We start from the raw sequence: 12,600 nt of genomic DNA, 5'->3' as shown, positions 1-12,600 counted from the left end.
CCTCAGTCCTCCAGCACCCAGGTATCCTTCGTGCCGCCGCCTTGGGAGGAGTTGACGACGAGGGAGCCCTGTTTGAGCGCGACGCGGGTGAGGCCGCCGGGAATAATGCGGACTTGGTCGGAAACGAGAACATAGGGACGAAGATCGACGTGACGCGGCGCAATGCCTTTGTTGACGAAGATCGGCACCGTTGAGAGCGAGAGCGTCGGCTGTGCGATGTAGTTGCCGGGTTTCGCCCTCAGCTTCTCGGCAAAGGCGGCACGCTCCTTTTTCGTGGCCGTCGGTCCGACGAGCATGCCGTAGCCACCCGAGCCGTGAACTTCCTTCACCACGAGTTCTTCCAGATGTTCCAGCACGTATTTCAGGCTGTCGGCTTCCGAGCAGCGCCAGGTCGGCACGTTTTCGAGGATCGCCTTGCGACCGGTGTAGAACTGGACGATTTCCGGCATGTAGCTGTAGATCGCCTTGTCGTCTGAAATGCCGGTGCCGGGGGCGTTGGCGATCGTGATGTGGCCGGCGCGGTAGACATCCATGATGCCGGGAATGCCGAGCGCCGAGTCCGGGCGGAAAGTGAGCGGATCGAGGAAGTCGTCATCGACGCGGCGATAGAGCACATCGATCGGCTCGTAACCGCGGGTCGTGCGCATCTTCACCTTGCCGTCAACGACCCTGAGGTCGGAGCCTTCCACCAGTTCCACGCCCATCATGTCGGCGAGAAACGAGTGTTCGTAGTAGGCGGAATTGTAGATGCCAGGCGTGAGAACCGCGACACGCGGCTTGCCCTTGCAGCCGGGCGGGGCGAGCGAGGCAAGCGACTGGCGCAGCAGGTATGGATAGTCCTCGACGCGCTGCACCTTGTTCAGTTGGAAGAGCTCCGGAAACATCTGCATCATGGTTTCGCGGTTTTCCAGCATGTATGAAACGCCTGAGGGTGTGCGGGCGTTGTCTTCCAGCACGTAGAACTCGTTCTCTCCCGTGCGGACGATGTCGGTGCCGACGATGTGGGTGTAGACGCCGCCCGGTGGCCGGAAACCAATCATTTCAGGAAGGAAGGCGTCGTTCTTCTCGATCAGTTCGCGCGGGATGCGGCCGGCCTTGATGATCTCCTGCTTGTGGTAGATGTCATCGAGAAAGGCATTGAGCGCGAGCACCCGCTGTTCGATTCCTTGAGCGAGCTTGCGCCATTCGCGGCCTGAGATGATGCGGGGGATGATGTCGAAGGGGATCAGTTTTTCGGAACTGTCGGCGTGACCGTAGACCGCGAAGGTGATGCCCGTCTTCCGGAAGATGTTTTCCGCGTCACGGGATTTGGCAAGGAGGTGAGCTGGGTCCTGCCCGGAATACCAATCGAAATAAGCCTTGTAAGGGTCCCGCGGTGAGTTCTCCGCGGTCAACATTTCATCGAATGCCAATGGCGCCGTCCCCTTTTTCTTATCATTTGAGTACAACGTTCATCACAATGCAAGAAGCGTGCACAGTTCACGAGGAACATTCGCATCATTATGCGCCGGCGCAAAAGATCGTCAGAAGCCCGGCATTTTGGCAGAGGAAACGGCCTGGCGGGTGAGGTGTTCCGAATAAAGATGGCTGGCTCCATCATTATTCGCCTATTTCTGAAACAACCCGGCGAAAACTGCTTAAATTTTAGACGCGTCTGATGCACGCATGTTTCGTCAAATGAATTCACGGCAGCGATCAGCAAAAGTCCTTTGACGATCGGGCAGGAGGTCTCTAACGCCTTTAACGGGGCGCGCCATCCGATCCTCTGCCCCGTCGTGCCGGAGTTTCTCCCTTGCTTGCCCGCCTTGCCCCCGTTCTCTTCGTTTTCCTTTGGTCGACCGGTTGGGTCGTGGCGAAGTTTGCCGACCAGTTCGCCGATCCGCTCACCTTCCTCGCCCTCCGCTATGTGGTGGCCGCGGCGCTTTTCTTTCTGCTCTGCCGCTTTACGGGCGTTATCTGGCCGCGCAACCGGGAGACGATCCTGCACGCGATTGTCTCCGGTTTCTTCCTTCACGGCTTCTATCTCGGGGCAGTGTGGTGGGCAATCGGCCAAGGCGTGCCGGCCGCGATTTCCGGCATCATCGCAGGCTTGCAGCCATTGATGACAGCGCTCGCCGCGCCCTATCTCATCGGCGAGCGGCTGACGCTCATCCAGAAGCTCGGCCTAGGCCTCGGTTTCGTCGGGATTTCGCTCGCGGTTTTGCCGAAAGTCTTTGCCGTCGATGCCTCCGCCATTCCGGCTTTCGCTATAGCAGTGAACGTGATCGGCATGGCGTTCGTCAGCTATGGGACGATCTACCAGAAGCGCTATCTGAAGGAAGGCGACATCCGGGCGGTCGCGACGCTGCAATATGTCGGTGCCTTCGCGGTGACGCTGCCGATGGCGTTTTTGTTCGAGGACATGCATATCGGCTGGAGCTTCGGGCTTGTCGCGACGCTCGGCTGGGCCGTGATCGGCATCTCCATGGGCGCGATCCTGCTGCTGCTCTACCTGATCCGTCGCGGCGATGTGGCCAAGGCCGCGTCCCTCATCTACCTCGTGCCACCGCTTGCCGCACTGGAGGCGGCGCTGATCTTCGGAGAGGAACTCACCCTGCCGATGATGATCGGCACGGCGATCGCGGTGACGGGTGTCTATCTGACGAACCGGAAGGCGGCCGGCGCTTGAGCGGGTTCGGATTCCCGCGTCGTTCCCGTCAGTGAATGCCCAGCCGTTTGCGCAGCCTCATCTTCACGCGCTCGCGGAGCGTCATGAGGTTGTGTCGCCATGTCGGGAAAGATGTCGTCCAGGTCTTGATACCGACGCGACCGTTGCGCATCGGGAAGGCGACGACATGTGGCCAGAAACGTCCGAGCCGCTCCAGCCACCACGCCTCGTCGTGCTGGGAGACATGTGCGTTACGGCCGTCTTCCAGGATGGCTATGGCCGGGCGGGTATCGATGACGTGGAGCGCGTCGGGTGCCAGTCTGGCCATCTCGCCGAGAACGGCATCCATTTCTTCTTCCGGGATGTGCTCCAGCACGTCGAAGCTGACGATAACCGCAAACCGGCGGTCGGGCAGGGTGGACCGTTCCGGCACGGCGGGGTCGAAGGACACGACATCGGCGATGCCGGCCTTTCGGCCGAGCCGTTGCGCAATGAAGCTGCGGCCCGCGCCATAGTCGATCAGCGACGCCGGCTTAAAGGCCATGATGTGAGGCAGTACCCAGGGCAAATGCTTGCCGCCGTAGCCATAGGCGCCCGACGAATGAAAATGGACGTAGTTGGCAATCAGGTTGCGCTCGACCATAGGTCTCTCTCCTCCCAAGGTCACAATAAAGAAAGCGGCCGAACACGAGGCCGGCCGCATCATTTTTGATTGCGCTATATGAAGCGAGCCGACCCCGTCAACCATGGCATTGTCAGGACTCGGTGCCGGTCAGGCTTGTCCGCAGCGCTATATCAAGCTTCGCCGCGGCGCCCGCCGGCAGCAGCCTGGCCGGCAGGGCCGCCCTTGCCGCGACCGCCACGACGGCGCTGACCCGCTGGACGAGCACCATCATTGCGGTGCTCACGACGGGGGCCGGACGGCTTGGCGCCATCGGCGCGCTTGCCTTCGCCGGCCTGGCGGTTGCCGCCGCCCGAAGCCGGCTTGCGGGCATCCTTCGCTCCGCCGGAATGGTTGCGGTTCCCGCCGCCGCCATTGCCGCGACGGCCGCCGCCATTGTTGCGGACCGGACGTTCCATCTTGGCCGGAGCCTCGCCGCCGGCAACAGCGATTTCGATGCCGATCAGGCGTTCGATATCGCGCAACAGCTGACCTTCGTCGGGACCGCAGAAGGCGATCGCGATGCCATCGCGGCCGGCGCGCGCGGTGCGGCCGATACGGTGGACATAAGCGTCCGGAACTTCCGGAAGGTCGAAATTGTAGACGTGGCTGACGGCCGGGATATCGATGCCGCGCGCGGCGACGTCGGTGGCGACCAGCGTCTTGATCTCGCCGTCACGGAAACCCTTGAGTGCCTTCTCGCGCTGGTTCTGGCTCTTGTTGCCGTGGATGGAGGCGACCGAGTAACCGGTGAGCTCCAGGTGCTTCATCAGCTTTTCGGCGCCGTGCTTCGTGCGCAGGAAGACGATGGAACGGCCGTCCGGGTTCGCCGTCAATTGCTCCTTCAAGAGATCCGTCTTGTGCTGCTGTCCACGGGCGAAATGCACGTATTGCTCGATCTTGTCGGCGGTACGGCCCGGAGGTGTTACTTCGACCTTTGCCGGATTGGTAAGGAAGCTGCCGGCGAGATCGGCGATCTGCTTCGGCATCGTGGCCGAAAACAGCATTGTCTGGCGGCGTGCCGGCACCATCTTCGAAATCTTGCGCAGGGCGTGGATGAAACCGAGGTCGAGCATCTGGTCGGCTTCGTCGAGCACCAGGTGCGTGACGTTGCGCAGGGTTACGGCGTTGCGCTCGATCAGGTCGATCAGACGGCCGGGCGTGGCGACGAGGATATCGGTGCCGCCGAGAAGCTGCTGCTGCTGCTTGTTGATGGAGGCGCCGCCGACAACCTGGGTGATCTTCAGCGGGAACTTGCGACCGAAGGCGCGCAGGTTGTCGCCGATCTGGTTCACCAGTTCGCGGGTCGGCGCCAGGATCAGGACGCGGGTCGAACGCGACTGCGGCCGGTCTTCGCTCTTCATCAGCATTTCGATGATCGGCAGGCCGAAGGCGGCCGTCTTGCCGGTGCCGGTCTGGGCAAGGCCGATCAGGTCACGGCCTTCGAGAAGGACGGGGATGGCCTGGGCCTGGATTGGGGTGGGGGCGGTGAAGCCTAGCTGAACGAGGGTCTTCAGAGTGTTCTTGGATAGGCCAAGCTGGTCGAAATTGGTCAAAGTCATGCCTTTCGGGGGCGCCACAGGCATAGATCGGCGCACGCAGCTTCGCGTTCCGACTGCCTTGTGGCGTCAAGAACCCCGCGTGAATTGGGAACTTGTGTTGAAAAAGCTTTCCAGCGCGTCCGGCCAACATTCGCGAGGCCCGCATTCGCTGCGCGCTTGCCCTTCTTCGCGTCTCTTACTGTCGCAGGGCGCGCTCACGCGGCGGCCGGAAGGGGAAAGCTGACCTGCAAATGGGCCGTTTGCTGCCGAAAGTCAAGTTATTCTTCGCAGTGCGGCAAAACGATGGGTAGCGTTCAATCACGCCGGAAAGGTCAAAGTTACTGACAGCCCGCCGGTTTTGCGATTTTCAATGGCGACACCGATCCCGTAGATTTCGCCGATTTCCCGGACGATTGAAAGGCCAATCCCGCTTCCCGGCGTCTGCATGTCCAGCCGGACGCCCCGGTGCATGATCGCATCGATCTGCTCCGGCGGAACGCCCGGGCCATCGTCCAGGATACGCAGGCGCGGTGCGCGATCGTCCGTTTCCGCCTCCACGATGATCTCGTACCGGGCCCACTTCATCGCATTCTCAAGCACATTGCCAAGCATTTCCTGAAGATCGTTGGGGTCGACCGGCACCGTCAGGTCGTCCGGTACACGAGCGATCCAGGAGAGGGTTTCCCCCTGCGGCGAGCGTTTCAACGTTCTGATGATGTTGTCGATGCAGCGCGCTGGCGACGCATCGGAACGCCGCAGACCGGCATTGGCGGCGATACGGCTGCGGGTCAGTTCGTGATCGACGTGGGCCCGCATGACATCGGCGAGATGTGCCAGTTCGTCGGCGATCTGTGTCTCGCCTTTGTCGTGCAGGGTAGCGGCATCATTGGAGAGAATGGTCAGCGGGGTTTTCAGCCCGTGCGCAAGATCCGCCGCCCGGCTGCGTGCCTTGTCGATAATCAGTTGCTGGGCGTCGAGCAGGCTGTTGACGGCACCGACGACTTCCTGAAGTTCTGCCGGATATTGTCCGGTCAGGCGCTCCGCCCGTCGTTCCCGCACGCGGTTCAGCCCTTCACTCACCGAAGAGAGGGGGCGCAGACCGATGATGAGCTGTACAAGCGAAGCGGCAATGAGGAAGGCTGCCAAGGCCACCATATAGGGAAAGAGATCGGTCGCGAATGACGACCGTGCCTTCGCAACCGCTGCGACATCTATGCCAACGGCGATACGCACCGGATGCTGCCCGTCTGGCGCCGCAACGATCACTTTCCGCTCCTGAACGAGCACGGTTGATTGTTCCGGGCCTTCCAGGTGGTATCTATGGACCTCTCCGGTTTCGTGGCCGTCCGCGGGTAGGGGAAGGGTATAGTCCCAGAGGGATGGGGAGCGGAGCTGTTCGGACGTTTGGTCGTCGACGATCTGCCAGTAGAGACCCCCGTAGGGCTCGTTGAAGCGCGCATCGACGGGGCGGTTCGGCAACGTGAGACTGCCGTCGGCAGAAAACCGGATGCCGCCGGCGATGTTGGTGCCGTGATCGGCCAGCTCCTCGTCGATCCGCTTTTCGAAGGTGCGGGTGAAGAGCTCCACGAATGCGATTCCCGCAAGCGAAAGGGCCAGAACCACGGTGACTAGCGAGACCAGCAGAAACCTGCCGCGAATGGACCTGCTCAAGGCGCGGCGCCCCCCAGCCTGTAGCCGTAACCGCGCCGGGTCGCGATCACGTCCTTTCCGAGCTTGCGGCGGAGACGACCGACTAGGACCTCGATGGAGTTGCTGTCACGCTCGAAATCCTGAGCATATAATTGCTCGGTCAGTTCCGCTTGCGACACGTGGCGATTCGCGTTGAGGGCCAGATGGCTGAGGCAGCGGTATTCCAGCGGTGTCAGGTCGACAGGCAATCCGCCGACGGTTACGGTCTTGTTGCGTGTGTCGACCGCGAGATCGCCGAACTGGAGAACCGGATTGGCCTGTCCCGAACTGCGGCGGATAATCGCTCTCAGACGCGCCAGAAGCTCCGCCATCTGGAACGGTTTTGTCAGATAGTCGTCAGCGCCGGCGTCGATGCCTTCGACGCGTTCCTGCCAGTTGCCCCTGGCGGTGAGGATCAGCACCGGTGTTTGCCGTCCGGCGGCGCGCCAGCGCTTCAGGACCGACAGGCCGTCCATTCCGGGCAGGCCTAGGTCCAGAACGACAGCCGCGAATTCTTCCTCGTCACCCGTAAACCAGCCTGCCTCACCGTCTGTCTCGTGGACGACAACGAAGCCTGCGCGTTCCAGATGCGCGATCGTGTCTCTCGCGATGCGGGGGTCGTCCTCGACCAGGAGAATGCGCATCAGTCGTTCTCAATCTCCAAAATCGAACCGGTCGCGGCGTCGACCTCGACCTCCACCAGCCGGCCGTCGCTTCTCAGGACCCGAAACTCATAGACAGCGCGATCATCTTCCAGGTCGAACTTCGTGTCGACAATCTTTCCTTCGACGCGGTTTGCGACGATCCGCCTAAGCTCTGCCAGCGACTTCACTTCTCCGCGAGCAACCTTTTCGCGGAGCCTGTCCCTTTGCCGATCATCCTCGTCGTGGTCGTGGTCGTCATCATCAGCGACGGCGATTCCGGTCGACGCCAGTGCGCCGACCAGCGCGACGGATCGGATCAGAAATTCTCTGCGCGTGCGGATCATGGCCTGACCATAGCACCGCGAAACTGAAATTTCGCTGACATTCACCGTCAGCCATCGCTCAGCAGCGGTCAGCTAATTGTTTCGCCAACGGTCGAGAGCAATCCCGCCTCGTCGTTTCAAAAGGACTTTATCCGATGAAGAAGCTGATCATCCTTTCGCTTATGACGCTATCCGCTGCTGCCGGTATCGCCCGCGCCAGCGAAAATCACGAATGCAACGTGCCGAAGGACAAGTGGATGACCGAGGACGCCATGAAGGCCAAGGCGGTCGAACTCGGCTACGACGTGCGCCAGGTCAAGGTCGAAGACGGTTGCTACGAAGTCTATGGCATCAAGGACGGCAAGAAGGTCGAGGCGATCTTCAACCCGGAAACCGGCGAGCAAATCGGCTCCGAGGGAGACGACTGATGGTCAACGCCGAGCAAGATATGCCCGGCACCGCCTCCGGCCGCATCGCGCGGCCGGACCTGGTGAAGGTCTGGGATCCACTCGTCCGCCTGTTCCACTGGTCGCTCGTGGGCTTTTTTGCATTCTCCTTCCTCACCGGAGACGAATGGAAGTCGGCCCATATCATCTCTGGCTACATTATCGCGGCGCTGATCTGCGTTCGGCTCCTCTGGGGCGTCATCGGCAGCGAACATGCGCGGTTTTCCAGCTTCGTCTACTCGCCGATGACCGTCGCGCGTTTCCTGGCTGACTCCGTTGCGATGCGCGCGAAGCGGTATGTCGGGCATAATCCGGCGGGTGGCGTCATGGTGATCGCCCTTTTGTTGATGGTATCGGGCATCGTCACGACCGGCTACATGATGACGACAGACGCCTATTGGGGCATCGAATGGGTCGAGGATACGCACAAGACGCTCGTCTATTCGACGCTCGTCCTGATCGCACTGCATGTCGGAGGTGTGATTTTCGCCAGCATCGAACACCGGGAAAACCTCGTCCGCTCGATGATCACAGGCTGGAAGCGCCGTCACTGAGCATGCACAATCCCCCTCAGCCGGCCAGCACGAGGACGACCGAGATGCGGTCGCCCTCGTGAACGGATTCGCGCTGGCGCAGTTTTGCCTTAAGGGGTAACATCAAGCTGCCACGCCGTTTGTCAGGGAACAGCGAGGTTCGAACCTCGGTATTGCCGATGCGGGCGAACACGGATATGGCGCCAAGCGCATTGGCACGTCCGAAAAAGCAGGCCGCGGAGGCTGCATCCTCCGGTAGATAGACGGCGTGCCAGCCGCCCGGACCTTCGAACTTCTCGACCGTCGCCTCGAAACTGATTTCGTGTTGTTCGCCCGTCACCGTCACTCATCCCCGATGATCAGTTCGAAATCAGCGCCAGCCACGATGCCGCCATTGGCTAGAATTTCCAGCCGGTGCCGGCCGGGATAATAGATCCGGGTGGTGATCGGTCGGAAGCCATGTCGCTTTTCGATCACGACCGTTTCACCGGAGGCGATCGACAAGCTTTTCCCCTTGAACACCTTCGGCGTCAGCGAACCGCCCTTTTTCTGGTGGTGCAGGACGTAGTCCATCATCACGGTGCGCCGCTTGTCGCCGGAATTCGTCAGCGAAACGGCGAATGCGAGTTCGCCGGGGAAGACGATCGTCTCCGTTGCGACGGTCAGGGTGGCTACGATGTCTGCAACTGCCTCGTAGCCGAAATTCGCAAGCGCTTTGCCATGGCCCTTCTTGATCAGCGTTCTCGACGCGTGTTTCAGCAGCCACATCCGCTCCGGTGAGGCGTCCTGCCGGTGACGCTCGACGAAATCGGCGACGGCGTCGGGATGATCCTTGGCGATATCGTTGAGGCTATTGGCGACGGAGCGACGAACATAGTCCTCGGGATCATCGAGCATCGCCTCCAAAATGGGCAAGATCGGGGTCGGGTTCCTCACAAGTTCCGGTAGCCGCATCGCCCAGGGAAGGCGAGGGCGTGTGCCTTCGCTCGCAAGACGGCGCACATGGTGGTTCGGGTCTCTCGTCCAGCCGGAAATGATCTCCAGGGCACGCTCCTGTTCCGCATGGATGAAGGGGCGTATTCCGAATTCGGCGGTGAAATGCGGCGTCAGTGCTTTTAGCAGGTCGAGCGAACGTTCGAGATGTCCAAGCCCCCGAGCCGCAATGTACTGGTTGAAGGCCAGCAAAGCCCAGCCCGATAAAGAACCTCCCGAAGATGGAAGGCACTTTTCCATAAGATCGGCCGCGGCCTCGAAATCGTCGGGCAGGCAGCTTTGCATGGCTGCACTGATCGACTGGCTGCGCTGCATCAGCTCAAGTTCGTTTAACGTCGGCAGCACCAGTTCGAGAAAGGCATCCCGGTCGAAGTCCGGCCATGTCCGCGACAAGGCGTCCGCCGTGTCGCGGGCGGTGGTGGCGGAGATCAGGTTTTTCAGCGGTTCCGGCATGGCTCAGACGATGTTCTTCGTGTCGAAGTGCTGCATCACGGCGACGGTAGTGATCTGCTTCATGTAAGGGATGAAGGCCGGGTCCGTCTGCACTTTTTCGGCGGCGGCACGGGCGGCGTCGATGTTTTCCCATTCGACGATATCGGCCACCATGTCTTCATTGCCATGGGCGCTCGTCGCCCGCCATGATATGAAACCGGGATAGTGGCGTACCGATTCCATTGCCGTCAGACGTGCGTGTTCGGCCGTCGCTTTGTCGGCAACGGCGCAAATGGCGATTTCGAGGATTTTGGTGTCGTGCATCGGGTTCTCCTGTTGCTGGTGTGCCGGCTTGACGTAGCACAGCGCAACTGACAGCCTTGTGGCCATAGACTTCACGGAGTTGCAAATGCGCCCCGCCGATCGCCTGTTCCGTATTATCCAGCTCATGCGCGCGACCGGCCGGGCCATGACGGCTGCCGAGATCGCGGAGAAGATGGAAGTCGCGCCCCGCACCGTCTATCGCGACATGGAGCACCTTATGGCGTCAGGCGCGCCGATCGAAGGTGAGCGCGGTGTCGGCTATCTCCTGCGCGAGGCGTTCGACGCGCCACCGCTTACTTTCACGTTCGAGCAACTGGAGGCGCTGGCTTTCGGCTTGCGGGCCGTTGAGATGCTGGGCGATCCGCGTCTCGGGCAGGTGGCGAGGGAAGCCAAGGAGAAGATGCTTGGCATGCTACCGGTTGAGCACGCGGAAAGGCTCGTCACCGCTCCAATCCGGGCTTTCCGCTCCTCGGCGCAGCCGGAGGTGCCGGACAGTTTGGGCGACGTCAGAACGGCGCTCTCAGGCAAACGGAAGGTCTGGATCGCCTATCACTCGCTTCCCGGCGAGCGCAGCCAGCGGGTCGTCTGGCCGCTTGGGCTGGCCGCTTTCGGGACGATCTGGGTGATGACCGCCTGGTGCGAGATGCGCAATGGATTTCGCGACTTCCGGCTTGACCGCGTGGAGGACTGGAAGGTTCTGACCGACCGCTTCGAGGCGGCACCGCACCAGACCTATCAGGCCTACATTAAGCAGTTCGTCTGAGGATCAGAAATCCGTTGCCACCCCGCCTTCGGCCTTGCGTCTCGCAACGAAGGCATCGAGTTCTTCCTCGATCGCCGGGTCCATCGGCGGACGCTCGTAGCGGGCCAAGGTTTCCTTGAAGATGCGGTTGGCGTGGTCGTAGGTCGTCGGCCTGCCGGCTTCGGTCCAGGTTTCGAAGTTGCGCCAGTCGGAGAGGATCGGGGAATAGAAGGCGGTCTCGTAGCGCGCCAGTGTGTGAGCTGTGCCGAAATAGTGGCCGCCGGGACCGACTTCGCGGACTGCGTCGAGCGCCAGTGCATCCGGCGAGACATCAAGCGGCTTCAGGAATTCTGACACCATCTGCAGCATGTCGACGTCGAGGATAAACTTCTCGAACGAGGCCGTGAGGCCGCCCTCGGTCCAGCCGGCCGCATGCATCACGAAATTGCCGCCGCCCTGCGTCACCGCCCAGAGCGACATCGCCGACTCGTAGGCGGACTGCGCGTCGAGCGTGTTGGCGGCATTGGTGTTCGAGGTGCGGTAGGGGAAGCCGTAGCGGCGGGCGAGCTGTCCGCCGGCGATCACGGCCTTCATGTATTCCGGCGTGCCGAAGGCCGGAGCCCCGGTCTTCATGTCGACGTTGGAGGTGAAGCCGCCGTAGAGCACTGGCGCGCCCTTGCGCACCATCTGTGTGAAGGCAATACCGCAGAGCGCCTCCGCATTCTGCTGGACGAGCGCACCGGCGATCGTGACCGGCGCCATGGCGCCGGCCAGTGTGAACGGCGTCATGATGACCACCTGGTTGCGCGAGGACATCTCGATAATGCCCTGCAGCATGGGACCGTCGAGGCGCAGAGGCGAGGACGAGTTGATAACGGTGAAGAGCGAGGGCTCGCGCTCCATCTGTTCAGCACTGATTCCACGAGCGATGCGTGCGATCTCCAGGCCGTCGAGATTGCGTTGCTGGCCGAGGGAGTAGACGTGGAAAGCCTTGTCGGTCAGCTTGGCAAGATCCGACAGGCAGTCGAGATGGCGCACCGACGCATGGATGTCGATCGGCTCGACCGGGTAGCCGCCGGTGAGGTGGATCACGTCGTAGCTCTGCGCGAGTTTCACCAGCTTGCGGAAATCCTCCTGGTTGCCGGCCCGACGGCCGCCTTCGCGGTCTCCGACAAACGGTGCCGAGGCGATTTGGGCAAACACCAGATTATTGCCGCCGATCTCGACATTGCGCAGCGGATTGCGCGCGTGCAGCGTGAACTGCCGCGGAACCGAGGCGATGAGCTCCATGATAAGGCCACGGTCGAAGCGAACCCGTTCCTCGCCTTCCCGGACATCGGCGCCGGCCGCCTTCATGCGTCGGCGGGCTTCCGGCAGCATGATGTCCATGCCGACTTCCTCAAGCACCGTCAGCGAGGTGTCGTGGATTGCGTCCAGGGCCTCTTCGGAGAGCAGTTCAGTCGGCTTCAGCGTGTTGACGATGTTGAGATAGCTCCGCGCCGAACCGGTGCGGACCCGATCTCCGCCGCGCCCGCCTCCCCGGCGGCGGCGTTCGCCCGATCCGGCAGTTTCAGTCTCGGGCAAGGCAGTGGTGGCAGTCTCGCGCATCGTTTCACCGTGGCTAT

The 12,600-nt window shown here is 61.7% G+C and carries 14 protein-coding genes; 4 read left to right on the top strand and 10 right to left on the bottom strand.

The features are described from left to right. Nucleotides 1-2: 2 nt before the first annotated feature. Nucleotides 3-1,412, bottom strand: a complete 1,410-nt coding sequence (locus tag J5J09_RS15730) for a circularly permuted type 2 ATP-grasp protein (protein WP_208552068.1) — start codon at nucleotides 1,410-1,412, stop codon at nucleotides 3-5. A gap of 380 nt (nucleotides 1,413-1,792) precedes the next feature. On the opposite strand from J5J09_RS15730, the gene J5J09_RS15725 reads away from it, so the two are divergent. Further along, entirely contained in the window at nucleotides 1,793-2,668 is an 876-nt protein-coding gene (locus J5J09_RS15725) for a DMT family transporter (RefSeq protein WP_208552066.1), read from the top strand. Between the two features lie 28 nt (nucleotides 2,669-2,696). Here J5J09_RS15725 and J5J09_RS15720 read toward each other — a convergent pair whose 3' ends face one another. The 5 genes from J5J09_RS15720 to J5J09_RS15700 form a co-directional block, all read right to left on the bottom strand. Further along, a complete protein-coding gene (locus J5J09_RS15720; RefSeq protein ID WP_208552062.1) occupies nucleotides 2,697-3,290 on the bottom strand; it encodes a class I SAM-dependent methyltransferase in 594 nt (197 codons plus the stop codon). 152 nt (nucleotides 3,291-3,442) lie between these two features. Continuing rightward, nucleotides 3,443-4,870 (bottom strand): DEAD/DEAH box helicase, encoded by a 1,428-nt coding sequence (locus tag J5J09_RS15715; protein WP_208552061.1) that lies wholly within the window; start codon nucleotides 4,868-4,870, stop codon nucleotides 3,443-3,445. Between the two features lie 297 nt (nucleotides 4,871-5,167). Then, nucleotides 5,168-6,520 (bottom strand): HAMP domain-containing sensor histidine kinase, encoded by a 1,353-nt coding sequence (locus J5J09_RS15710; protein WP_208552060.1) that lies wholly within the window; start codon nucleotides 6,518-6,520, stop codon nucleotides 5,168-5,170. Then, nucleotides 6,517-7,182, bottom strand: a complete 666-nt coding sequence (locus tag J5J09_RS15705) for a response regulator transcription factor (protein WP_208552058.1) — start codon at nucleotides 7,180-7,182, stop codon at nucleotides 6,517-6,519. Before J5J09_RS15705 ends, J5J09_RS15710 begins: the two co-directional genes overlap by 4 nt. Further along, nucleotides 7,182-7,526 (bottom strand): PepSY domain-containing protein, encoded by a 345-nt coding sequence (locus J5J09_RS15700; protein ID WP_208552054.1) that lies wholly within the window; start codon nucleotides 7,524-7,526, stop codon nucleotides 7,182-7,184. Before J5J09_RS15700 ends, J5J09_RS15705 begins: the two co-directional genes overlap by 1 nt. Before the next feature lie 134 nt (nucleotides 7,527-7,660). Here J5J09_RS15700 and J5J09_RS15695 point away from each other — a divergent pair, with 134 nt between their 5' ends. Together J5J09_RS15695 and J5J09_RS15690 are read left to right on the top strand one after the other, a co-directional pair. Next, entirely contained in the window at nucleotides 7,661-7,933 is a 273-nt protein-coding gene (locus J5J09_RS15695; RefSeq protein ID WP_208552052.1) for a PepSY domain-containing protein, read from the top strand. A gap of 20 nt (nucleotides 7,934-7,953) precedes the next feature. Then, on the top strand, nucleotides 7,954-8,505 hold the full coding sequence (locus J5J09_RS15690; protein WP_246745983.1) for a cytochrome b/b6 domain-containing protein: 552 nt from the start codon (nucleotides 7,954-7,956) through the stop codon (nucleotides 8,503-8,505). Nucleotides 8,506-8,521: 16 nt separating this feature from the next. Here J5J09_RS15690 and J5J09_RS22720 read toward each other — a convergent pair whose 3' ends face one another. From J5J09_RS22720 to J5J09_RS15675, 3 genes are read right to left on the bottom strand one after another with little or no spacing between them, the layout of a single operon-like run. After that, nucleotides 8,522-8,824, bottom strand: a complete 303-nt coding sequence (locus J5J09_RS22720) for a DUF1905 domain-containing protein (protein WP_348646468.1) — start codon at nucleotides 8,822-8,824, stop codon at nucleotides 8,522-8,524. Nucleotides 8,825-8,826: 2 nt separating this feature from the next. Next, nucleotides 8,827-9,930, bottom strand: a complete 1,104-nt coding sequence (locus J5J09_RS15680) for a DNA alkylation repair protein (RefSeq protein WP_208552049.1) — start codon at nucleotides 9,928-9,930, stop codon at nucleotides 8,827-8,829. Nucleotides 9,931-9,933: 3 nt separating this feature from the next. Beyond that, nucleotides 9,934-10,233, bottom strand: a complete 300-nt coding sequence (locus J5J09_RS15675) for a hypothetical protein (protein ID WP_208552048.1) — start codon at nucleotides 10,231-10,233, stop codon at nucleotides 9,934-9,936. 85 nt (nucleotides 10,234-10,318) lie between these two features. Between J5J09_RS15675 and J5J09_RS15670 the strand changes: the two genes are divergently transcribed. Then, nucleotides 10,319-10,996 (top strand): YafY family protein, encoded by a 678-nt coding sequence (locus tag J5J09_RS15670; RefSeq protein ID WP_208552047.1) that lies wholly within the window; start codon nucleotides 10,319-10,321, stop codon nucleotides 10,994-10,996. Nucleotides 10,997-10,999: 3 nt separating this feature from the next. Here J5J09_RS15670 and J5J09_RS15665 read toward each other — a convergent pair whose 3' ends face one another. After that, nucleotides 11,000-12,583, bottom strand: a complete 1,584-nt coding sequence (locus tag J5J09_RS15665; RefSeq protein WP_208552045.1) for a trimethylamine methyltransferase family protein — start codon at nucleotides 12,581-12,583, stop codon at nucleotides 11,000-11,002. Nucleotides 12,584-12,600: the final 17 nt, after the last annotated feature.

Source organism: Ciceribacter sp. L1K22 (assembly GCF_017599385.1).
Taxonomy (GTDB): domain Bacteria; phylum Pseudomonadota; class Alphaproteobacteria; order Rhizobiales; family Rhizobiaceae; genus Allorhizobium.
This window is presented reverse-complemented; position numbering and strand designations above follow the sequence as displayed.